Origin of the sequence: Ruania alba (genome assembly GCF_900105765.1) — a bacterium.
In the GTDB taxonomy this organism is placed as follows: Bacteria; Actinomycetota; Actinomycetes; order Actinomycetales; family Beutenbergiaceae; genus Ruania; species Ruania alba.
The window spans coordinates 844,738-865,634 of sequence record NZ_FNTX01000002.1 but is presented as its reverse complement, the minus strand read 5'-3'; the positions used below and the strand labels follow the sequence as shown (position 1 = coordinate 865,634).

Annotated in this window: 21 protein-coding genes; 8 read left to right on the top strand and 13 right to left on the bottom strand. The window is 68.7% G+C overall.

The window, feature by feature from the left end; all coding sequences use genetic code 11:
* The first annotated feature begins 393 nt into the window (after nucleotides 1-393).
* The 5 genes from BLU77_RS14395 (at nucleotide 394) to BLU77_RS14375 (ending at nucleotide 5,053) form a co-directional block, all read left to right on the top strand.
* Nucleotides 394-780, top strand: coding sequence for a hypothetical protein (locus BLU77_RS14395; protein WP_089773788.1), 387 nt, complete (start codon nucleotides 394-396; stop codon nucleotides 778-780).
* A 137-nt stretch (nucleotides 781-917) separates the two neighbouring features.
* Nucleotides 918-1,922 (top strand): sugar phosphate isomerase/epimerase family protein, encoded by a 1,005-nt coding sequence (locus BLU77_RS14390; RefSeq protein ID WP_089773787.1) that lies wholly within the window; start codon nucleotides 918-920, stop codon nucleotides 1,920-1,922.
* Nucleotides 1,919-2,893, top strand: coding sequence for a 3-hydroxyacyl-CoA dehydrogenase family protein (locus tag BLU77_RS14385; protein ID WP_089773786.1), 975 nt, complete (start codon nucleotides 1,919-1,921; stop codon nucleotides 2,891-2,893). The genes BLU77_RS14390 and BLU77_RS14385 overlap by 4 nt, the downstream gene beginning before the upstream one ends.
* 134 nt (nucleotides 2,894-3,027) lie before the next feature.
* Nucleotides 3,028-3,747 carry a MerR family transcriptional regulator gene (locus tag BLU77_RS14380; RefSeq protein WP_089773785.1) on the top strand — a complete coding sequence of 240 codons (720 nt, stop codon included), beginning with the start codon at nucleotides 3,028-3,030 and terminating at the stop codon, nucleotides 3,745-3,747.
* A gap of 46 nt (nucleotides 3,748-3,793) precedes the next feature.
* Complete coding sequence (locus BLU77_RS14375; RefSeq protein ID WP_089773784.1) at nucleotides 3,794-5,053, top strand: MFS transporter; 1,260 nt, start codon at nucleotides 3,794-3,796, stop codon at nucleotides 5,051-5,053.
* On the opposite strand, the gene BLU77_RS14370 is transcribed toward BLU77_RS14375, so the two are convergent.
* From BLU77_RS14370 to BLU77_RS14335, 8 genes are all read right to left on the bottom strand, one after another.
* Complete coding sequence (locus BLU77_RS14370; RefSeq protein WP_089775812.1) at nucleotides 5,035-5,778, bottom strand: class I SAM-dependent methyltransferase; 744 nt, start codon at nucleotides 5,776-5,778, stop codon at nucleotides 5,035-5,037. The two genes, BLU77_RS14375 and BLU77_RS14370, sit on opposite strands and share 19 nt — an antisense overlap.
* A 145-nt stretch (nucleotides 5,779-5,923) precedes the next feature.
* Nucleotides 5,924-6,421, bottom strand: coding sequence for a DinB family protein (locus tag BLU77_RS14365; RefSeq protein ID WP_089773783.1), 498 nt, complete (start codon nucleotides 6,419-6,421; stop codon nucleotides 5,924-5,926).
* Between the two features lie 165 nt (nucleotides 6,422-6,586).
* A complete protein-coding gene (locus BLU77_RS14360; RefSeq protein WP_089773782.1) occupies nucleotides 6,587-7,351 on the bottom strand; it encodes an SDR family NAD(P)-dependent oxidoreductase in 765 nt (254 codons plus the stop codon).
* Nucleotides 7,352-7,376: 25 nt separating this feature from the next.
* A complete protein-coding gene (locus BLU77_RS14355) occupies nucleotides 7,377-8,822 on the bottom strand; it encodes an ABC transporter substrate-binding protein (protein ID WP_089773781.1) in 1,446 nt (481 codons plus the stop codon).
* A gap of 62 nt (nucleotides 8,823-8,884) precedes the next feature.
* Nucleotides 8,885-9,757 (bottom strand): carbohydrate ABC transporter permease, encoded by an 873-nt coding sequence (locus tag BLU77_RS14350; protein ID WP_089773780.1) that lies wholly within the window; start codon nucleotides 9,755-9,757, stop codon nucleotides 8,885-8,887.
* A complete protein-coding gene (locus BLU77_RS14345) occupies nucleotides 9,754-10,731 on the bottom strand; it encodes a carbohydrate ABC transporter permease (RefSeq protein WP_089773779.1) in 978 nt (325 codons plus the stop codon). The genes BLU77_RS14350 and BLU77_RS14345 overlap by 4 nt, the downstream gene beginning before the upstream one ends.
* A gap of 25 nt (nucleotides 10,732-10,756) precedes the next feature.
* A complete protein-coding gene (locus BLU77_RS14340) occupies nucleotides 10,757-11,605 on the bottom strand; it encodes an aldo/keto reductase (RefSeq protein ID WP_089773778.1) in 849 nt (282 codons plus the stop codon).
* Nucleotides 11,602-13,338: a GH39 family glycosyl hydrolase gene (locus tag BLU77_RS14335; RefSeq protein WP_089773777.1), complete on the bottom strand. Its 1,737-nt coding sequence runs from the start codon at nucleotides 13,336-13,338 to the stop codon at nucleotides 11,602-11,604. The genes BLU77_RS14340 and BLU77_RS14335 overlap by 4 nt, the downstream gene beginning before the upstream one ends.
* Before the next feature lie 240 nt (nucleotides 13,339-13,578).
* Between BLU77_RS14335 and BLU77_RS14330 the strand changes: the two genes are divergently transcribed.
* Nucleotides 13,579-14,247 carry a GntR family transcriptional regulator gene (locus BLU77_RS14330; protein ID WP_089773776.1) on the top strand — a complete coding sequence of 223 codons (669 nt, stop codon included), beginning with the start codon at nucleotides 13,579-13,581 and terminating at the stop codon, nucleotides 14,245-14,247.
* Between the two features lie 77 nt (nucleotides 14,248-14,324).
* Here BLU77_RS14330 and BLU77_RS14325 read toward each other — a convergent pair whose 3' ends face one another.
* The 5 genes from BLU77_RS14325 to BLU77_RS14310 form a co-directional block, all read right to left on the bottom strand.
* Nucleotides 14,325-15,158: an ABC transporter permease gene (locus tag BLU77_RS14325; protein ID WP_089773775.1), complete on the bottom strand. Its 834-nt coding sequence runs from the start codon at nucleotides 15,156-15,158 to the stop codon at nucleotides 14,325-14,327.
* Nucleotides 15,155-16,036: an ABC transporter permease gene (locus tag BLU77_RS14320; RefSeq protein WP_245708873.1), complete on the bottom strand. Its 882-nt coding sequence runs from the start codon at nucleotides 16,034-16,036 to the stop codon at nucleotides 15,155-15,157. Before BLU77_RS14320 ends, BLU77_RS14325 begins: the two co-directional genes overlap by 4 nt.
* Nucleotides 16,029-16,955 carry an ABC transporter ATP-binding protein gene (locus BLU77_RS14315; RefSeq protein WP_245708872.1) on the bottom strand — a complete coding sequence of 309 codons (927 nt, stop codon included), beginning with the start codon at nucleotides 16,953-16,955 and terminating at the stop codon, nucleotides 16,029-16,031. Before BLU77_RS14315 ends, BLU77_RS14320 begins: the two co-directional genes overlap by 8 nt.
* Nucleotides 16,956-16,995: 40 nt before the next feature.
* A complete protein-coding gene (locus BLU77_RS22735; protein WP_245708871.1) occupies nucleotides 16,996-17,952 on the bottom strand; it encodes a hypothetical protein in 957 nt (318 codons plus the stop codon).
* A 90-nt stretch (nucleotides 17,953-18,042) separates the two neighbouring features.
* Complete coding sequence (locus BLU77_RS14310) at nucleotides 18,043-18,792, bottom strand: GntR family transcriptional regulator (RefSeq protein ID WP_089773773.1); 750 nt, start codon at nucleotides 18,790-18,792, stop codon at nucleotides 18,043-18,045.
* A gap of 171 nt (nucleotides 18,793-18,963) precedes the next feature.
* On the opposite strand from BLU77_RS14310, the gene iolC reads away from it, so the two are divergent.
* Nucleotides 18,964-19,935 (top strand): 5-dehydro-2-deoxygluconokinase, encoded by a 972-nt coding sequence (gene iolC / locus BLU77_RS14305; protein WP_089773772.1) that lies wholly within the window; start codon nucleotides 18,964-18,966, stop codon nucleotides 19,933-19,935.
* 52 nt (nucleotides 19,936-19,987) lie between these two features.
* Nucleotides 19,988-20,872: a Cgl0159 family (beta/alpha)8-fold protein gene (locus BLU77_RS14300; protein WP_089773771.1), complete on the top strand. Its 885-nt coding sequence runs from the start codon at nucleotides 19,988-19,990 to the stop codon at nucleotides 20,870-20,872.
* Nucleotides 20,873-20,897 lie beyond the last annotated feature (25 nt).

The window sequence follows — 20,897 nt, the reverse complement described above, 5'->3', positions numbered from 1 at the left end:
ACTCGATCGGGCTCATGGCTGAGTAGATAGCAGCGTCCTTCTGGGCGGAATGCAGCGGACCGCACCCCATGCCTGCCGACCCGTCCCGTAGGCCGAACCTCCACCGAATGCATGCAATCTCATCGCCGACCGAGTCGCCCACCTGACAATGGAGCGTCCCGCAGGACCCGCCCGCAGAGGTTCCCGGTGATGGGTCGCCAACCGGCGACAGCGCGATGGCTCACGATCGGCTCCGCCTGCGATGAGGCCGAGCGGGTCGACTAGAACAGCACATGCACGAGCCATCTGTATCGCTGAGCGTCTATCCCTGGGCAGAGCCGAGTCTGAGCATCATTCGACTCGGAGAGACGGCTTACCGGAGCCCATTGGCTGCCCTCGGTACTGTTTCCCTTGATGGCTCCCACCCGCAAGCGAGCGGTCTGGATCGGCGCGGCCGCTGCCCTGGTGTTGTGCACGCTCACCTACGCCGGCCACGTGTTGCTCCTCGTCGTTGGAGCACGTGAGGGTGATGTGCCGCCCGCCTCAGCGATCCCACTGCCTGACGACGCTCAGGTCGTGAGCGAGGAGCTCGACTGCGGTAGTGGAGGCTGCTGGCTGACAGTCGAGGTCCGTCCGGCGGATGGGCAGTCCCCAGACGAGCTCGCCACTGAGGTCGGGTCGGCGCCATCGTTGGAGCTGACAGGCAATGTGCTCGACCCGCGCACCACCTACCTCTGGGGAGAAGCGGATGGGGACGTCTTGTCGATCCAGGCCAGTTACTGGAGCCGCACGCCGGTCTGAATCACAGCACCAACCGCAGGGCAGCCTCAAATCCTGGCAGTCCCCGGAGCCGACTCGAACGCACACGGCCGGTGACTCTGCATCACCGCCCACATGGTCCGGCCCACTCCAAACCAGAGAGTGATATTCTATATAATATGGAATCGCGAGCAACGACGCCCCCCGACCCCGCAGACTGGACCGCCGAGACCTGGCCGATCGCCTGCAACATGCTCACCTTCGGCGCTACCACGCCGGATGGCACTCCCACGATCGACGCCCCCGCCGTCACCTGGGCCGGCCAGCTCCGCCAGGTGCGTGAGCTCGGCTTCGACCACATCGACCCCACCGACGCCTGGCTCTCCCTGGCCAAGCTCAGCCCCGAGCGCCTGGACGAGTTCCGCAGCGTGCTCGCCGACGAGGGCCTGGGCATCTCCTCCATCTCCATGACCCGCAGCAGCGTGGTCGACCGCAAGAACGGCGAGCAGAACCTCGCCGACGCGCACCGCTTCCTCGACATCGCCCCCGAGGTCGGCGCCTCGATCGTCAACGTCGGGTTCATGCAGGGCCTGACCGCGGCGCAGCAGAAGGCACTGTGGTTCTGGCTCGAGCCCGGGCACGTGGACGACCCGGAGCTGCGCCCGCTCGCCATCGAACGCATCCGCGAGCTCGGCGACCACGCCGCCGCCAACGGCATCCAGCTCAGCCTGGAGATGTACGAGGACACCTACGTCGGCACCCCCGAGGACGCCGTCCAGTTCGTCAAGGACGTCGGCCATGACGCCGTCGGTCTCAATCCGGACATCGGCAACCTGGTGCGCTTGCACCGCCCGATCCCCAGCTCGCCCGGCATGATCGACCTGTTCGAGACCGTGCTGCCGTACTGCAACTTCTGGCACATCAAGAGCTACACCCGCGACGAGGATCCGACCACCGGTTCCTACTCCTCCGCCCCCGTGCCGCTGAAGTACGGCGTGATCAACTACCGCGCGGTCATCCGCCGCGCCCTGGAGCTGGGCTACCGCGGCCCGTTCTGCACCGAGCACTACGGCAGCGACTCCATCGGCGTGTGCGCGGAGAATCGTGACTACATCCGTCAGGTGCTGGGTTCGGCGCTGAACCGCCCGGACCTGCCCACCAACCAGCAGGGAGCCTCCGCATGAGCAGGACCATCGAGACCGTCACCGTCGTCGGCGCCGGCTACATGGGCGGCGGGATCGCGCAGATCTTCGCCAACGCCGGAATCCGCACCACGATCGTCGACACCACCCCCGAGGCCACCCAAGCCGGCCTGGAGCGACTCCTGCGCGAGGCCGCCGAGTTCGAAGCCGACGGCCTCTACGAGCCGGGCAGCACCGAACGGATCCGCGCGAACCTCACCGCCGCCGACTCCCTCGAGGAGGCCGTGGCGGACGTGGACCTCATCGAGGAAGCCGTCTTCGAGCGCGCCGACGTCAAGCACGACGTGCTCGCCCGCATCAGCGCCGCCGCCCGCCCCGACGCGATCATCGGCACCAACACCTCCACCATCCCCGTGCACGTGCTCGTCCCTGCCGTGCAGGGCCCCGAGCGCTTCCTCACCGTGCACTTCTCCAACCCTGCCCCCTTCATCCCGGGCGTCGAGCTGGTCGCCGGCGAGGCCACGACGGCGGAGGTCGTCGAGGCCATCAAGGCTCTCCTGGTGCGCATCGGCCGGGAGGGCGCCCAGGTGGCCGACACCCCCGGAATGGTGCTGAACCGCCTGCAGTACGCCCTGCTCAAGGAGGCGACCGCCGTCGTCGAGGAGGGTGTGGCCACCGTCGAGGACGTCGACACGATTGTGCGTACGACGTTCGGCTTCCGGCTGGGCTTCTTCGGCCCGTTCGCGATCGCCGACCAGGCCGGCCTGGACGTCTACGCCAATGGCTACACCACCCTGGGCGAGGCGTACGGGGAGAGACTCGGGACGCCGTCGTTGATCTCCGACGCCGTGGCGGCCGGACGGCACGGCGCGAAGAACGGCAAGGGCCTCACCGGTGACTTCGACGAGGAGACCAAGGCCGAGTTGATCGCCTACCGCAACCGCGCATACAAGCGCATGGGCGACCTGCTCAGCGACCTCGGTCCCGCACCAAAGCGCACGCCCCCGGCGTAGTAAGGGCTCGCGCACACGCTGGCAGAACGGCGAGCCGGGCCTGGCAGAACGGCGAGCATGGTGTGGTGAAACGGCGAGATCCGTAGATATCAGGGGGTCATGACCACCGCATAGGCTGCCATCAGGAGGTGCGGATGCGGATCGGAGAGCTGGCCGAGCTCGCGGGCGTCACTTCGCGCACTGTGCGGCACTATCACCAGATCGGATTGCTGCCGGAGCCGGAGCGGCGGATCAACGGCTACCGCGAGTACTCCGTGCTGGACGCGACGCGCCTCCTGCGCATCCGCCATCTCGTCGGACTCGGGCTAGGGCTCGATCGCATCCGCGGGCTCCTCGATCCACCCGGCACCGGCATCGAGGACGAGCTCGCCGGCCTCGAGGCGGCTCTGAGTGATCAGATCGCCACGCTCACCCGCCAGCTCGAGATCGTCCGCGCGGCCCGGAGCTCACCGCTACCCGAAGCGCCGGCGAACTACGGGGAGTTGGACGAGCTGGCGCGCAGCCTGCTCACCAACGCCGCAGCGAGACGCCTCGAGGCCGATCTCACCCTGTTGATGACCGCCGGCGATCCGGCCACCCATGCGCAGGTGCGCGCACACGCCGAGGCCATGGGAGCCGATCCGCGGCTGCGGGACCTGCTGTCCGCAGCGATAGGCGGATTGCTGGCCGTCACCGAGTCCACACCCGAGGCAGAGCGGGATCGGATCGCGAACGAACTGCGGACTCTGATCGCCGCCGCACCGATGCCTGACCTGCAGAACACCCGGGTCAACGACCTCGTCGAGCAGTACCGGGCGCAGGCGTTTACCGAGCCGCAGCTCGACGTCCTCGCACGCCTCGACCGTGAGCCTTGACCACGGGCCTTGACCTTGTCGTAACGTCATAGTTTCAGATGAGGGCATGCGCTACTCCCTCACCTACTTCGCGTCCTACGTCTTCTCCCTGCTCGGGAACTCGATCGCCTCGATCGCCATCCCGCTCGTGGTGCTGCAGAGCACCGGCAGCGTGCTGGGTGCGGGCACCGTGGCCGCGGCCACAGCGGTCCCGGCCTTCCTGGCGGGGATCTTCATGGGCGTGGTGATCGACCGGATCAACCGGCGCACCTCCTCGGTGGTGACCGACCTGGTCTCGGCCGCCTCGGTGGCCGCGTTGCCGTTCATCGACCTGTTCACGGATCTCACGGTCGGCATCTTCGTGCTGTTCGGGGTGATCGGCTCACTCGGCGACATCCCCGGGCAGACCGCCCGTGAGGCGCTGCTGCCGGCGATCGTGGCCGAGAGCGGGCTCTCGAAGGAACGGCTGCTCGGGATCCGGGAGTCGATCGGCGCCGCCGTGCTCGTGGTGGGCCCGGCCATCGCTGGCACCCTCGTGGCGCTGCTGGAAGGGTCGAGCGTGCTGTGGGTGACGGCCGGCACCTCCCTGGTCGCCGCACTCATCACGCTCACGATTCCGCGCCGCCTCGGCGCCATCACCACCGTCGCGGGCACGGCCGCACCACGTAGCGCCGTCCATCAGTTCCGCGAGGGCTGGCTCGTGCTGATGCGCAGCCGGATCCTGATCCTGCTCACCGCGATCAGCCTGGTCAGCGCAGTGGTGCTGACCGGTTTGCAGGGCCTCGTTCTTCCCGTGCACTTCACTGCTGTGAATCAGACGGCGATGCTCGGGTTCGTGCTCAGCTCGCTCGCCGTCGGGCTGCTGATCGGCAGTGGCATCTACGCGGCCCTGGCCAAGCCCGAGGGGCGTCGTGCTGCCTGGCTGCGCACGGGGATGGTCGGCGCCACCCTCGGCTTCATCCTCATCGCCACCCTGCACTCCACACCGCTGATCCTCATCGGCGCATTCGTGGTGGGCCTGGCCAGCGGACTGTTCGGGGGACTCCTCGGGGTGCTCTCCCTCGAACACATCCCGGACGCGCTCCGCGGGCGCGTCATCGGCACACAGAACGCGCTGCTGAGCCTCGCACCGGCCATCGGCATCATGGGTGCCGCGGCGCTGACCGAGGCGTGGAGCCTGCAGGGCGCGGTCGCAGTGATCGCCGCACTCTGGGCGGTGATGACCGTAGTGGCGCTCGTCATCATGCGCCCACGCGACATTGCACCGGTCGCGGCACCAGACGTTGCGCCGGACATGCCTGAGGCGGATCAGCGTGTGGCGCGGTAGGCCACCGTGACGTAGGGGAAGTCAATGGTCGCGTCGCCTGTCAGGCCCAACTCGTCCAGCAGCGCGGCCAGACCCTCATCGATCCGCCGCCGATCCTCCGCGGCCGCGGTGATGTAGTAGCTCCGCGAGGCCACCATCGCCTCGATCGTCGCGCGATCCAAGGTGCGGGACCACTCGATCCGGTGCTGCTCCACCTCACCGAACGGGTCGGCGATCTGCGGCCCGGCCCCGGAGATGAGCTGTTCAGCGGCACTGAGGTGGATGATGCGGCCCATCCGGGCCACCCACTCGGTGCGTTCGTCGCGGATGTTCCAGATCAGGCCGAGCACGCCGCCCGGGCGCAGCACGCGCGCGATCTCCGCCGACGCTGCCGCCGGATCCACCCAGTGCCAGGCCTGCCCGAGCACCACGGCGTCCTGGCTCGCCTCCGCCAGCGGCAGGTTCTCGGCCGTCCCGACGGCGGTGCTCACCTCCGGCAGATTGCTCGCCAAGGTGGTGAGCATCGCCTGGTCCGGGTCGATGGCGGTGACGCTCCTGCCAGGGCCGACCAGGGACGCAGTCAGTTTGCCGGTCCCCGCACCGACGTCGGCGATGTCCCTCACCTGGGTACCGGCGAGCAGCCAGTCGACGGCTGCCCTCGGGTAGGACGGGCGGCCCGCCTCGTAGGCGGTGGTCGCCGCTCCGAAGGAGGTGCCGAACGGGTCAGCTCGGTGTGGGTGGCTCACGCTCACAGGCTACCCAGCACACACCGCCGTTCAGCGCAGATACATCCCTCTGTCCGCCTTGAACATCTGCCCAGTGACGTCTCCACGATACGATCCCCGCACAGAGGTTGGGCTTGGGCGGTCCGGACTCAGGCCCGCACGCTCGTCAACGACCGGTACGTCCGTCGATCTGCTCGCGCAGGATGTCTGCGTGACCGGCGTGGCGGCCGGTCTCTTCGACCATGTGGGTCAACGCCCACCGCAGCGACGGACAGGAATCTTTCGCCTCTGGCCGCCAATCCGATCCAGCCAGGTCCGCACAGGCGTCGATCACCGCGTTCGACTGGTCGACGGCGTCATAGTAGGCGGAGACAACGTCCTCGACGCTGGAGAATCGGGGTGCACGGAAGGTCGCGGGCCAACTGCGCACCTGCGCTCCGAGGAACAGTGCGCGTTCCACATGCGTCAGGTGGTGGATCAGGCCGAGCAGGTTGGTGCCCGATGGCACCCCAGGTTCCCTGACCTCCGGTTCGGGTACACCGTCGACCTTGGCGGCGACGCTCTCGCGTAGGTAGTCCAAGAACCCGACAAGCACCTCCTTCTCACTCGGACCGGTCCGCGGAGGCGGATGATCTCGACGGCCTGCCCGGTTCGTGGGGGTCATACCCACCACCCTGGCACGACCAACCATCTGCACCATGAGATCTTGCCGCTCTGGCAACGCTCTGCCGACTGCCATGAGGGGCCGGTGTGCTCCTGCACTCGAAGCTAATCCGGCACGTACCACTGACCTTCCGCCAAGCCGTCACCGCACATGGGACTGTTGGCATCAGTGCATATACATCCCGCCGTCCACGTTCAGCGTCTGCCCGGTGATGTACGCCGACTCCTCTCCCACCAGGAAGGCCACGGAGGCGGCGATGTCCTCCACGGTGCCCACGCGGTTCACCACCAGGTCGCCCACCAGCTCGGCCTTGCGCTCCTCGGAGAGGGTGCCGCCCATGATGTCGGTGTCGATGGGACCCGGGGCGATCGCGTTCGCGGTGATCCCGTGCGGCCCCAGCTCACGCGCCAATGACCGGGTCAACCCGATCACGCCGGCCTTGGCCACCGAGTACGGGGTCTTGGAGTAGGTACCGCCGCCTCGCTGGGCGGAGACCGAGGAGATGGAGACGATCCGCCCACCTCCGGCCGCCACCATGAGCGGCGCGACCTCCGCCGTCAGGTAGTGCACCCCGAACAGGTTCGTGCGCAGCACCCGTTCCCACTCGGCGTCGTCGAGGTCCAGGTAGGGCACCGGGGAGCTGACGCCCGCGATGTTCGCGAGCGCCAGCACGGGCGGTAGTCCGCCCGTCACCTCGGCCACCGCGGTGCGCACGGCGTCGCGGTCGGAGACGTCCACCCCCGCACCTGCGGCTCGACCGCCCGCAGCCGTGATCTCCTCGGCCAGGCCGCGGACGGCGTCGTCGTCGATGTCCAGCAGCCCGACCGCCCAGCCGTCGCGGGCCAACCGGTGCGCCACGGCGCGGCCGATCCCCCGGGGCGATCCGGCCCCGGTCACGATCGCCGTGCGTTCGTTGGGGAAGGTGTCCATCCCTCGTCCTCCGTACTCGATGTGGTCAGTAGGTGTAGTCGGTGCCGCGCTGCCAGTCGCTGAACGCCCAGTCATCGCGGGAGACCTCGAAGCCTTCAGCAGCCGCGGAATCGATCGCCGAGTCGAGGTCGGAGTTGAACGCGTCGCTCAGCTTGACCAGCTCGCTCTGCAGATCGCTGATATCCCCGCCCAGGTAGCCCTGGATGATGTCGCCCAGGTGCGGGGCGATCGGGGTGGTGCGCGCCAGCGCCTCGGTGGCGGCGACGTTGCGGACCTCGGGCTCCGGTGCACGGAAGACCCGCTCCTTGAAGTCGTCGATCAGCCAGGCGTAGGGGTCGATCACGTCCGCCTCGGCCACCACGTCCAGGTTCAACGGCGGCTGGTCCATCGCTTCGGCCAGCGCCCGCTGGTAGTCGTCCCGGGTGAAGGTCTCCACCAGCTGACTGGCGGCCTCAGGGTTGGCGCTGGATCCGGCGATGAACCAGGTCGGCGCCGGGGCGCCGCGGGTGATGATCAGTTCCTCCCCGCCCGGGGTCAGCATGCCGGCCACGGCCATCCGGGGCAGGTGCTCGGCGTTCAGCGAGCGCACCCCGCCCGGCGACCAGGGGCCGTCGATGAAGAACCCGATCTGACCGGCCGCCCACCGTCCACGAGCATCGGGGATCTGGAAGGAGTTGGTTCCCGGCAGCAGCCAGCCGTTGTCGGAGATCTCCTTCAACAGCTCGATCGCGTTGACGTAGGTGTCGTGCTGGTACTCGTACTCACCGGTGTCGTAGCGCAGGCCCTGCCAGCCCGGGAAGCCACCACCCTGGGCTAGCCCGTCCACCTGGTCGCGGATCCGCCCGGCAGCGCCGAGGGCCAGCGTCATCGGGGCGTACTCGCCGTGATCGGCGATCGCCTGCAACGCCGCCCGCAGCTCGTCGTAGCTCTGCGGTGGCTCGAAGCCGACCTCCTCGGCGATCTCGGAGTTGTACCAGGTGCAGGCCCAGTACTGCCGGTCCGAGAGGGCCGGAAGACCGTAGATCTCCCCGTCCATCATGGTGATGCCCTCGGTGAACGTCCCCTCCGGAAGGCGTGCCATCGCCTCGTCGGAGAGGGTGATCGGGCTGAGCCAGCCGGCCTCGACCAGCGCCGGCAGCGGCAGGCCGAGCACGTTGGAGAAGATGTCCGGCAGCGAATCGGTCTGGTTCGCCACCTGGAGTGCCTCGGTGGTCTGGCTGGGCTCGTTGTAGGAGTACTCGATCGGGACGCCGATGCGGTCGCCCTCGGTGGTGGCCCATTCGCCATGCAGGTCTTGCAGGCCACCGAAGTGGTCCCACCACTGCAGGCCTTCACCGTTACCGCCACCACCGCCACCACCGGCGGGGTCCGGGGGCGGGCTCTCCCCGCCACATGCGGCGAGCAGACCGGCCATTCCGGTGAGTCCGGCGCCGCCCATCAGTTGACGGCGGCTCAGTGCGTTGCGAGTCATGTGAATCTCCTCATCGAGATCGGAAAAGGATCGAACAGGGGGCAGGGACGAAGGGAGTTCGGTCAGGACTTCACCGCCCCGGCGATTCCTTCGACGAAGTAGCGCTGCATGAACACGAACAGCGCCACGATGGGCAGCAACGAGATCACGCCCGCTGCGGCCATTCCCGGCCAGTCGGTGGAGTTCTCCCCGACGAAGGCCTGCATGCCGACACTGACGGTGCGCAGCGCCGGGTTGGAGAACGAGAACACCAGGGGCAGGAAGAACGCGTTCCAGGTGAACAGGAAGGTCAGGATGCCGACGGTCGCCGTCACCGGCATCGACAACGGCAGCATGATCTGGGTGAACGTGCGCACGAAGCCGGCGCCGTCGACGATCGAGGCTTCCTCGAGCTCGGCGGGCATCCCCCGGAAGTACCCGGCATAGATGAGGATCGAGGCCACGTTCGCCGCCCCCGCGAGCGCCAGGATCATCCCGGCGAGACTGTCCAGCAGTCCCAGCTCCATGGAGAGTTTGACCACCGGGATGATCGTGTAGCCGGTCGGCACGAATAACGTCGCCACCAGGATCGCGATCACCAGCCGCGACCCCGGGAACCGGTACCGCCCCAGTACATAGCCGGCCAGGGCGCACCGCACCACCACGATCGCCGTGGTCGCCACGGTCACGATCACCGTGTTCAGGAGGTAGACGTTGAACTGCCCATCGATCCAGGCACGCGAGTAGTTCTCCCACTGCAAGGCCTCCGGGATGAGCCCGAGTCCACCGCCGAAGATCTCTCCGGAGGTTTTCAGCGAGGCCGAGACCATCCAGATGAAGGGGAACACCCACACGAACGCCAGCGCGAGCAGCAGGGCGGTCAGTACCCACCACCAGAACCGGCGGCCCAGGCGACGCGTCGTGCGGGGCGTGCGCTCCGCCGTCGTGGCACTCATGCTCGACCTCGCATCCGTCGTGAAACCACCGTCGCCCACACCTGCAGGATGACCACCAGGAGCACGATCACCCCGAACAGCACGGCCGCCGCCGAAGCGAACCCGAGCTGCGGGATGGAGGCCGCGAAGGCCCACCGGTAGATGTAGATCTCGATGATCTCGGTGCTGAAGAACGGCCCACCCGCGGTCATCGTCTGCATCAGGTCGAAGGCGTGGAAGCAGTCCTCGATCGTGAGCACCGAGATGATCAGCAGGAACGGGATCAGCATCGGCAGGGTGATGTAGCGGAACAGCCGCACCGGGCCGGCACCGTCGATGCGGGCCGCCTCGTACAGATCCGCCGGGATGGTCTGCAGCGCCGCCAGCCAGTAGATCAGCGTGATGCCGAAGAACTTCCACACGTAGATCACCCCAGCGGTGATCAGCGCCGTCTCGGACGATCCCAGTAGATCGATCGGGCCCAACCCGAAGATGGTCGCGAGCGCCGCCGTCGGGCCGCTGGCCGGGTCGAAGATGAACCGCATCACCACACCGACGATGGCCGTGGTGGTCACCACCGGCAGGAAGTAGGCAGTGCGGAAGAACGAGCGCAACGGCAGCTTCGGGGAGTTCAGCAGGATCGCCAGCAAGAACGCACCGAACACCCGCAGCGGCGCCACTATCAGCATGAACAGCAACGTCACCTTCACCGAGGACCAGAACAGCGGGTCGGCGAAGACCCGCCGGTAGTTCTCGATCCCGACGAACGTCTGCTGGCTGGAGAAGCCGTTCCACTCCACCAGCGAGTACCAGTAACTGGCCACCATCGGGTAGAGCGTGTACAGGCCGTAGAGCACGAAGGTGGGAAGCAGGAACGCGTAGATCCACAGGTTGCGGCGGCGCTCCCGGACGCGCTGGCCGGGGCGCTTGACCGTCTTGCCAGACGCCGAGCCGGACCGGGTAGCCGTCTCGGCGATCAGAGTGGGACTCGCCATCGAGTTCTCCGAACGGGTGGGTGGGTCAGCGGATCTGGGACTTGGCGAACGTGCGCGGGTCGTTGCCGGTGCGCAGCCCGGCCTCGAGCGCGTCGATGGCTGCCAGGTCCTCAGTGGTGAGCGGTACGCCGTCGAGGTCGGCGTTGCTGCGCATCCGCTCGGTCGAGACCGTCTTCGGGATCACGATGTGCCCGGAGTCCAGGTGCCAGCGCAGGATCACCTGCGCGGGCGTGACGCCGAGGCGCTCGGCGATCCCGGTGATGGTCTCGTGCCCCAGATCGGTGCCCTGCCCGAGCGGGGAGTACGCCTCGACGGCGATCTGCCGCTGCCGGCAGTAGTCCCGCAGCTCACGCTGGGCGTAGGTGGGGTGCACCTCGATCTGGTTGACGGCGGGGCTCACCTCGGTCAGGCCCGCCAGCTCCTCCAGGTGCTCGACCAGGAAGTTCGACACCCCGACGGCGGCCACCTCACCCGCCTCTGCCAGGCTCGCCATCGCGCGCCAGCTGTCCTGCCAGAGCCCGGCGGCCGGGTTCGGCCAGTGGATCAGGTACAGGTCCAGTCGGTCCAGGCCGAGCCGGGAGCAGGTGTCGGCGTAGGCGCGCAGCGTGGAGTCATGGCCCTGGTCGCCGTTGCGCAGCTTGGAGGTGACGAAGACCTCCTCACGGGGCAGCCCGCTGGCGCGGATGGCCGCCCCCACCCCGGACTCGTTCACGTACGCGGCGGCAGTGTCGATGTGCCGGTAGCCGACCTCCAGGGCCTGCTCCACCACGGCCTGTGCCTCGTCCGGACCCACCTGGAACACGCCCAGGCCGAGCTGCGGGATCGAGGTGCCCGAGCTCAGTGGCACCTGCCGGGCGAAGGTCTGCCCGCTCATGAGTTTGGCTCCAGCACCAGCAGCGACACTGACGGCAACGGCAGGGTGACCGTCGTGGCGAAGGTGCCCTCCGCCGTCGTGATCTGTTGTGGCGGTTCGAGCTCTTCCAAGCCCTGCCGGGCCTTGATGGTGGCGAGCTGGTCATCGCTGAGCAGCTGCGGCGAACCGAGCTCGTTCCACCGGGTGTGCGCGTTCGAGTGGTCGGCGTCGATGCGCCAGTGCCGCAGCGTGTATCCGGTCCCGCTGAGCCCGTCGACGGCGATGCTCACCTCGGTCTGGACCTCGTCCGTGGCGTACTGGTCGTCGGTGTGCCGCCACACCAGGAGGGCGACCTGGCCGTCCTCGGTGGCGGTGGCGAGCGCGTCCACCTCTTCGGGCATGCTGGCGCCGCTGGCGTGGTCGATCTCGGCCACGGATACCGCCGCGTCGCTGGTGGCGGCGAGCCGGCGCTGGCCCAGGTGGGCGAGCATCCGGTAGGCGTTCAGCAGCGGCTTCTCGATGCCCCCGGCGGTGAGGAAGGCGCGGGTGCCCTCGAAGTAGCGCTCACCCTCGAAGTAGAAGCTCCAGGAGGTCGCCTCGGCCACCTGCACCTCTTCGAGGGCATTCAGGTCGAGCAGCTTCTTCATCAGCTTGGCCTGGAACACCGGGAAGTACTCGGTGTTCTGGAAGGCGAAGTTGCCGTTGTCGTAGAAGGAGTAGTGCGCGGGAACGCCGGCGTCGCACTCGTCCACGATCGCGGGCAGGCCGTGGTACTCGGGGAACTCGCCGATCACCCGGAGCAGGCGCTGCACCTCGAAGATCATCTTGTTCGCCGAGGGGTTCTGCCGCTCCGCAGCCTCAGCCCCGGTGTGCCCGTAGGCGCGCCACGGGGTGAACGCCGACCCCTTGGTGTGGAAGGAGACGAAGTCCAGGGGGTCGGACTGGGCGCGGGTGTGCTGCAGGAACCCGCGCATGAACTCCACCCCTGCGCCGGTCACGGCCGGGCCGCCGACCTTGGCCTGCGGCAGCACGCGCCGCACGGCGCGGGCGGTGACCGAGTACAGGTCGTAGAACTCCTGCGGGGTGCCGCGCCAGTAGGAGATGTCCGGCTCGTTCCACAGCTCCCACAACCAGGTGTCCACCTCGTCGGCGCCGTAGCGGTCCAGGCAGTGCTGGGCGTGCGCGGCCACCAGGTCGCCCCAGCGGCCGTAGTCCCGCGGCGGGTAGGCCCACTGGCCGGCCTCGTACGGGCTGTACACCGTGGGACTGGGCACCACGGTGAGCTCGTCGGCGTGATCGGGCAACAGGTCCCGCGGGGTGAAGGCGAGCTCGACGAGCACGTGGTGCCCGGCCTCGACGATCGCGTCATAGGCCTGGTCCACCATGGTGAAGTCGTAGGAGATGTTGCCCTCGGCGTCCTCGTGGTACACGTTGCCGTTGCCCCAGTGCGGGATGCCGAAGCCGCTGCCGGAGCAGAACACGTAGTGCGGGCGCACGTGGTAGCCGCGCTCGGTCATCTCGCCGAAGGTCTGCAGCAGGGTGCGACCGGTGGAGGTGTAGGTCCAGTTGAACTCGTCGTAGCCGATGCTCTCCCAGATCCGGGCGATCGGGCCCGCGTCGGCGGTGGCGTCCACACGCACCTGGGCCTGGTGCACATGAGCGGCGGAGGGATCGCTCGGTGCGGACCTCGGGTACGGCGAGGCGCCGGTGTCGTTACCGGTGTGCTGCGGCGGTGTCTCGGTGCGAAAGCTCACGGTCGGTGGATGCCTCTCGGTGATTCGGCGCCGGCCCCGCAAGTGGGGCGGTCGTCCTCGGTGACGACGCTTGCGATGACGCTAGTCTGGCCAGTTGCAGATTGTCAACGCTATATTTTCTACATCAAGGGTGTCGCGTCGGAATGATGGGCACCCACGGGCGAAAGAGGCGATCATGAGAGCACGGGCCGGAGAGCGCACCGCAGACCGGACGAACCGACGACGAGGGAGGGGCACGCGATGACGCTGGGGACCATCGGTCCGCGCACGTCCCTGAGCGAGCACGTGGTGCAGATCCTCCGGGAGAAGATGGCCAGCGGGGAACTGGCCCCGGGCGCCCGGCTGCGTGAGGCCGAGATCGCCGAGGCGCTGGACGTCAGCCGTGGACCGGTGCGCGAGGCTCTCGCCCTGCTCGAGGCCGAGGGGCAGGTGGAGATCAAACGGCACCGCGGCGCGTTCGTCTCGATCCTGACCCAGCGCGACGTGGACGAGGTGCACACACTGCGCACCGCCGTCGAGACCCTCGCCGGTGAGCGGGCCGCCACCCGGCTCACCGCGGCGCACCTGGCCGAGCTGGACCGGGTGCTCGAGGAGATGAAGAGCACCTCGGGGGCCGTGCAGCCGGAGGAGGCCGTGGCGCTGGATCTCGCCTTCCACGACGTGATCTACGACGCCGCCGACCACGTGCGGCTGCTGCGCGTGTGGACCTCGATCCGCAGCCAGGTGGCCTTCTTCCTGCACACCCGCAATATCAACTTCCCCGACTTCCCCACCGTCGGCTATCCCGAGCACAAGGAGCTGCGGGACATCCTCGCCTCAGGCGACCCGGCGGCGGCCCGGGAGGCTGTGGCCGACCACATGCGCGGGGCGTACTCCCGGCTGCGGCAGCTGGAACTCCCCGAGGCCTGAGAGTATCGACGGCGTTGAGCGATCTGCTGCCGAATAGGGCAGCATGGCGCTCAGGACAGTCGATAGTTGCACCCACCTCACCGCAGGAACAGCGCCCGGAGCCGGGTCGTCGTCAACCACAGGCCCGCCCCGGCCATCCCGACGAAGTAGGCCACGTGCACGGCGGTGGTCCAGGTGAGGTACCCGACGGAGAGCTGGCGCATCAGTTCCACCGCGTGCCACAGCGGGAGCGCCATCACGACCCATTGCACGGCTTCGGGGTAGACGGTGATCGGGTAGAGGGTGGCCGAGAACAGGAACATCGGCAGCATCACGAAGTTCAGCAGGTCCATCTGCTGGAATCGGGTGAGGTAGCTGGTCACGCCCATCCCGAGCGCGGCGAACCCGAAGGCGATCAGCACCGCCACCGGCACCATCGCGAGCGCCCACCAGGAGGTCACCAGGCCCAGGATCGCGAGCACCCCGAGGAACCCGACGGCGTAGAGCAGGCCCCGGAAGAGCGCCATCAGGATCTCTCCGAGCGCCACGTTCCAGGGGGAGAGCGAGGTCTGCAGCATCGCCTCGTACAGCTTCGCGAGGCGCAGCTTGAAGAAGACGTTCCAGGTGGAGTCGTAGAAGGCGCCGTTCATGGCCGAGGTGGCCAGCAGTGCCGGGGCGATGAAGGCCGCATAGGTGACCTCCCGGCCGCCCGGCCCTTCGACCGCGCCCACGAGCATGCCCATCCCGATGCCCATCGCGAGCAGGAAGAAGACCGGCTCGAAGAAGCCGGAGACCAGGATGATCCAGTTCTGGTTGCGGATTACCGTGAACCCGCGCTCCAGTACCGAGGCCACGCTGCTGCGAGCGCCCGGTTCGGCCAGCGGCTTCCGCGCCGCCGATCCACCCGCTCCGGTCCGGTCCAGCACACTCATGAGGTCAACCTCCGCGTGTAGACCTTCCGCGCCCACCAGATCCCGGCCATCGCGGCCGCGGCAAGCACCACCAGGTGCACGGCGATGAGCCAGCCGGGCACGTCCGCGCCGTAGGCGGCCACCCGGGCGAGCTGGGTGCCGTGCCAGACCGGTGAGAGCCACCCGATCCACTGCAGGTAGATCGGCATCACGCTCAGCGGGAAGAACGTGCCGGAGAACAGGAACATCGGCATCACGATGAACCGCTGTACGAAGGAGAACTGGAACCCCTCCCCCTCGATGCTTGCCGCATACGCCTGCAACGGGGCGCCGAAGGCGAGGGCGGCGAGCACCCCGATCGGCACCATCAGCACCGACAGGCCCAGCGGCGTGGCACCGAAGGCCACCGCCACGATCCAGAAGATCCCGGCCTGCGCCACGAACCGGATCACCACCGCGAACAGGTGCCCGAGAGCGATCTGACTCGGTGCCAGCCCGGTGGCACTGGCGCCGAAGTAGGTCCGCTTCCACTTGAACCCGCCCATCACCGGGTAGGTCATCTCTCCGGTCACCGACATCACCACCGTGGAGACCAACAGCGCCGGTGCCACGAAGGTCAGGTAGTCCACCCCGTCCACGGTGCCCACACCGCTGCCCACCAGGGCGCCGAGGCCCAAGCCCATCGCGATGATGTACAGCAGCGGCTGGCCGATCGCCGTGAGCGTGATCGGCACCAGGTAGGCACGCATCCCGCGCAACGTGGCCTCGGCGTAGTACCAGGCCCCGAACCGGCGGACCCGTCGTGCCATCTCGGCGTGACTGGGCGCCTGCCCGGAGTAGGCCAGGGCGGTCGTGTCCAGATCATCGTGGTGGTGGCCCACCACAGGTCGGTCAGTCAATGAGTGACCTTCCCGTGAGGCGGAGGAACACGTCCTCCAGCGAGGAACGGCGCACCAACGACGTCACTGGGGTCAGGCCACGGCGAGCCACCTCTTCCAGGGCGGCTTCGCCGTCATCGGCGTAGATCAGCACCCGGTCCGGGAGCACCTCGATCCGGCTCCCGATCCCGGAGATCTCGGCCACGACCTCAGCGTTACGAGCCGAGCCGAAGCGCAACTCGACCACCTCCCGGGTGGAGTGCTCCCGGATCAGCTGCCGCGGGCTGCCCTCGGCCATGATGCGGCCGTGATCGACCACGATGAGCCGGTCGCAGAGCTGTTCGGCCTCGTCCATGAAGTGGGTGGTCACCACCAGCGTGGTACCGGCCTCTTTCAGCCGGAACAGACGGTCCCAGAGCACGTGCCGTGCCTGCGGGTCCAGGCCGGTCGTGGGTTCGTCGAGCAGCAGGATCTGGGGCTCGTTCACCAGTCCCCTCGCGATCGTCAGGCGCCGCTTCATCCCGCCGGAGAGAGCCTGCACCTTCTCCTTGGCCTTCGCCTCGAGCTGGGCGAACGCGAGCAGCTCGTCCGCCTTCGCCGCCAGGAACGAGCGGGAGAGGCCGAAGTAGCGCCCGTACATGACGATGTTCTCCCGCACGCGGAGCTCCTCATCGAGGTTGTCCTGCTGCGGGATCACCCCCAGGTGCGCACGCACCGTAGGTCCGTCCGGCCCCGGGTCCAGCCCGAGCACCGACAGGTCCCCGCCGGTGCGGTCCAGGGTGCCGCCGATCATCCGCATCGTGGTCGACTTGCCGGCTCCGTTGGGTCCGAGCAGCCCGAAACTCTCACCGGGCCGGACCTCGAAGTCGATCCCGTCCACGGCCGCGAAATCACCGTACGTCTTGCGCAGCCCCCGGGCGCTGATCACTGGTTCGGTCACAAGATGGCACTCTACGACTGCCCACCGACACAGCGAGAACCTATTGTTCACCCGCCGCGGGCCGCGGTGCGCGTGGCTGCTTGGACCGGCGCCAGGCCAGCACGGCCTCGATGATCGCTCCCACGATCGCGATGGACACGGCCACCAGTACGGGTGGGCCCGCCACATCCGGGGCGAGCGCCGCAGAGAGCGCGTCCAGGCCGGCAGCGATCAGCTCCGACGGGTCACCGGCCACCCGATAGCCCGCCGCGGAGGAGATTGCCGTCAGCACCCCCGGCAGCACGTAGAGCAGCACCAGACTGAGCATCCAGGCGCCGAGGCGCCCCACGGTGCGCGCGCCGCACCAACCCAGTGCCACGCCCACCGCCACAGCGGGCAGCCACCGCAAGATCTCGACGGCGTCCCACGCGAACGGTGTCGCGGTCGCCGGGGAGGGCGAGATCAGCATCGCGGCCCAGGCGCCCAGCGCGGGGGCGGCGAGCGCCACCGCCAACGGGACTCCACCCCGACGCCCTCGGCCCAGCAGGCCGAGAACGATCAGCCCGCCGAAGGCGCTGACCACGGTCCAGCCGATCACGAAGGCCAGGTAGGCGCGGGCGAGGGTGCTCTCCTGCAGTCCGTGGGCCAACACCCACCCGCTCTGCAGACCTGCGCCGAGGTAGCCGATGCTGACGCCGAGGGCGGTGAGCGCCGTGGCCCTGGAACGTTCTTTCGCAGGCGCTGCGTGCACCACCAGCCCGGCGAGGAGCCCAGCGGTCACCATCAGCCCGAGGATGGCGGTGAGGTAGTACTGGTTCAGCGGCAGCAGAGCGAACGGCATCGTCCCCGGCAGCTCGCCGGCCCAGAGGTTCTGCACCGGCAACCGCAAGCCACGGCGGAACCAGGGCAGCAGGCCCACGAGTACCGCGGTCACGCCCACCAGCGGGTACAGCCACATCGGCAGCTGGAGACGGCGTGGCGCCGACCACCGCGCGGTCGGTTCCTGGGCGTTGGTCATACCCTCGATCCTGACACGCACGCCGGTTGCCAGCCCTTCGAGTAGCACGAAATTACCCGTCGATCTGGCGCAGGCGTCGGGGCGTGCCGGCTACTGGGCGAACAGGGTGGTGGAGAAGCTGTAGCGGTTCGCGCGGTAGATGTGCTGGCCGTGCTCGATCGCACGCCCGGTGGCGTCGAAGGCGGTCCGCTCCATGGTGAGCACGGCCGTCTTCGGCTTGTCCTCGAGCACTCGCGCCTCGGCAGCGGTCGCCGCACGGGCGCCAATCTGCTGGTGTGCCATGTGGATCTCCACCCCGGCCTCCCGCAGCGCGTGGTACAGACCCACGGCTCCGAGCTGTTCGTAACTGGGCGCCAGCTCGAGGGCGATGTAGTTGGTCATCAGGGCGAGCGGCTCACCGTCGGCCTTACGGATGCGCCGGATGGTGACGACGTCCGCTCCGTCGGGCAGGTCCAGTGCCGCCGTGATCTCGGCCGAGCCGGGCCCCACGCTGTAATCCAGCACGGAGGTGGTGGGCTTACGTCCGGACCGCTCGAGATCGTCGTACAGGCTGGACAGGTCGACCTTGCGGCGCACCCGTACGGGCGCGACCTGGGTCCCGACGCCACGCTTGCGCACCAGCATGCCCAGGTCCACCAGCTCGGCCAGGGCTCGTCTCGCCGTCGGGCGTGAGACGCGCAGCCGCTCGGCGAGCGCGATCTCGTTCTCCAATCGCTGGCCCGGCACCAGCGCCCCGCCCTCGATGGCCTGCTCGATCGCGGTGGCGAGCTGCTGATACAGCGGTGTGGCGCTCGTTCGGTCCAGCTCCACCCGCAAGATGGCGGTCTCGTCGGACCCCATCACGCCTCCTTGGTCGCACGTCACATATGTCTGAGCATACAAACTACACGTGACAGCACACTATGTTAGGACAATCGGGTGTACCAATCGGCCTGAGTAGGGCACAATCATGGGGATCGGGCCGCGCGGGCGGCACCGACGCACACCGCATGAGTGCTGGAAAGGTTGGTCATGAAGGTCGTCACGATGGGACGCTCCGGCGTCGACCTCTACCCGCTGCAGGTCGGGGTGGGCCTGGAGGACGTGCAGTCCTTCGGCAAGTTCCTCGGCGGTAGCCCCACCAACGTGGCCGTGGCCGCCACCAGGATGGGCAGCCCCGCCGCCGTGCTCACCGGAGTGGGTGACGACCCGTTCGGCCGGTACGTCCGCCAGGAGATGCGCCGGCTCGGTGTCAGCGACGAGCACGTGGTGACGGACTCGGACCTGCCCACCCCGATCACGCTGTGCGAGATCTTCCCGCCCGACGACTTCCCGCTCTACTTTTACCGCCGCCCCAGCGCCCCGGACCTGCAGCTGCGCGTGGCGGACATGCCGATGACCCAGATCGCCGAGGCCGACCTCTTCTGGGTGTCCGGCACGGGGTTCTGCACCGAGCCGAGCCGGTCCGCGCACCACGCCGCCCTCGCGCACCGCGCCGCGCACGGGCAGGGCCACACCGTGCTCGACCTCGACTATCGGCCGATGTTCTGGCCCGAGCCGGGTGAGGCGACGGCGCAGATGCAGGAGGCACTCGCCCACGTGAGCGTCGCCGTCGGAAACCGGGAGGAGTGCGAGGTGGCCATCGGGGAGACCGAGCCCGAACGTGCCGCTGACGCCCTCCTCGCGGCCGGTGTGCGGCTGGCGATCGTGAAGCAGGGACCGGCCGGGACGCTGGCCAAGACGGCGACCGAGCGGGTCGAGGTTCCCCCCACCGCGATCGAGGTGGTGAACGGCCTGGGCGCCGGGGACGCCTTCGGCGGCGCCCTGGTGCACGCGCTGGTCAACGACTGGCCGCTGCAGCGCATGATCGAGGCTGCGAGCGCCGCCGGGGCCATCGTCGCCTCCCGCCTGGAGTGCTCCACCGCGATGCCGACCCTGGCCGAGGTGGAGGCCGTGCTCGCGGGCACCCCGGTCACCGAGGTGAACGCGCAGGCCGGTCGATGAACCAGGCCCGCCACTGCCCGGCACCGGAGCGTTCACACGGAGGAGAGCACCGATGACGGCCACCACGGCACCGGCGCTGATCGCGGATCTGCCGCAGATCCGCGCGCACACGCCCCGGCGGATCGCCGAGGCGCTCGCCGCCCGTGCGCCCGGGCGGATGCCCTCCCCCGGCGAGCAGCTGATGATCATCGCCGCCGACCACCCGGCCCGGGGCTCCCTCGGCGCCGGCCCGGACGCCATGGCGATGGCCGACCGCACGGATCTGCTCGGCCGCATCATGGAGGCGCTGTCCCGCCCCGGCGTGCACGGCTTCCTCGGCACCGCCGATCTGATCGAGGACCTGGCGCTGCTCGGTGCCCTCGAGGGCAAGCTCGTGTTCGGCTCGATGAACCGTGGTGGGCTGCCCGGGGCGGTGTTCGAGGCCGACGACCGGTTCACCGGCTATGACGCGCGCGGGATCGCCGATGCCGGGCTGAACGGCGGGAAGATGCTGCTGCGGGTGGCTCCGGACGAACCCGGGACCGCCGCCACGCTGACCGCCTGCGCGGACGCGGTGAACGACCTCGCCGACCGTGAGCTCGTCTCGATGGTGGAACCGTTCTGGAGCCATACCGAGAACGGCCGCCTGCGCAACGACCTCTCCCCGGATGCGGTGATCCGTTCCATCGCGGTGGCCAGCGGGCTCGGCCGCACCTCAGCGCACACCTGGTTGAAGCTGCCCTCCGTGGCCGAACCGGAGCGGGTGATGGCCGCCACCACGATGCCGAGCCTCATCCTCGGCGGGGAGGTGCCGGAGAACCCCGACGTCGCGATGGCAGGCTGGCAGGCCACGCTCGCCTGCCCGAACGTGCTGGGCCTGGTGATCGGGCGGACCTTGCTGTACCCACCGTCCGGTGACGTGGCAGCGGCGGTGGACGCCGCCGTCGGGCTGCTCTGACGAGCACTGCTCGCACGACTGCTGT

Excerpts from the sequence above, each read along its gene's own strand:
- BLU77_RS14395 (WP_089773788.1), top strand. The coding sequence starts at position 394 with ATGGCTCCCACCCGCAAGCGAGCGGTCTGGATCGGCGCGGCCGCTGCC.
- BLU77_RS14390 (WP_089773787.1), top strand. The coding sequence starts at position 918 with ATGGAATCGCGAGCAACGACGCCCCCCGACCCCGCAGACTGGACCGCC.
- BLU77_RS14385 (WP_089773786.1), top strand. The coding sequence starts at position 1,919 with ATGAGCAGGACCATCGAGACCGTCACCGTCGTCGGCGCCGGCTACATG.
- BLU77_RS14380 (WP_089773785.1), top strand. The coding sequence starts at position 3,028 with ATGCGGATCGGAGAGCTGGCCGAGCTCGCGGGCGTCACTTCGCGCACT.
- BLU77_RS14375 (WP_089773784.1), top strand. The coding sequence starts at position 3,794 with ATGCGCTACTCCCTCACCTACTTCGCGTCCTACGTCTTCTCCCTGCTC.
- BLU77_RS14365 (WP_089773783.1), bottom strand. The coding sequence starts at position 6,421 with ATGACCCCCACGAACCGGGCAGGCCGTCGAGATCATCCGCCTCCGCGG.
- BLU77_RS14360 (WP_089773782.1), bottom strand. The coding sequence starts at position 7,351 with ATGGACACCTTCCCCAACGAACGCACGGCGATCGTGACCGGGGCCGGA.
- BLU77_RS14355 (WP_089773781.1), bottom strand. The coding sequence starts at position 8,822 with ATGACTCGCAACGCACTGAGCCGCCGTCAACTGATGGGCGGCGCCGGA.
- BLU77_RS14350 (WP_089773780.1), bottom strand. The coding sequence starts at position 9,757 with ATGAGTGCCACGACGGCGGAGCGCACGCCCCGCACGACGCGTCGCCTG.
- BLU77_RS14345 (WP_089773779.1), bottom strand. The coding sequence starts at position 10,731 with ATGGCGAGTCCCACTCTGATCGCCGAGACGGCTACCCGGTCCGGCTCG.
- BLU77_RS14340 (WP_089773778.1), bottom strand. The coding sequence starts at position 11,605 with ATGAGCGGGCAGACCTTCGCCCGGCAGGTGCCACTGAGCTCGGGCACC.
- BLU77_RS14330 (WP_089773776.1), top strand. The coding sequence starts at position 13,579 with ATGACGCTGGGGACCATCGGTCCGCGCACGTCCCTGAGCGAGCACGTG.
- BLU77_RS14325 (WP_089773775.1), bottom strand. The coding sequence starts at position 15,158 with ATGAGTGTGCTGGACCGGACCGGAGCGGGTGGATCGGCGGCGCGGAAG.
- BLU77_RS22735 (WP_245708871.1), bottom strand. The coding sequence starts at position 17,952 with ATGACCAACGCCCAGGAACCGACCGCGCGGTGGTCGGCGCCACGCCGT.
- BLU77_RS14310 (WP_089773773.1), bottom strand. The coding sequence starts at position 18,792 with ATGGGGTCCGACGAGACCGCCATCTTGCGGGTGGAGCTGGACCGAACG.
- iolC (WP_089773772.1), top strand. The coding sequence starts at position 18,964 with ATGAAGGTCGTCACGATGGGACGCTCCGGCGTCGACCTCTACCCGCTG.
- BLU77_RS14300 (WP_089773771.1), top strand. The coding sequence starts at position 19,988 with ATGACGGCCACCACGGCACCGGCGCTGATCGCGGATCTGCCGCAGATC.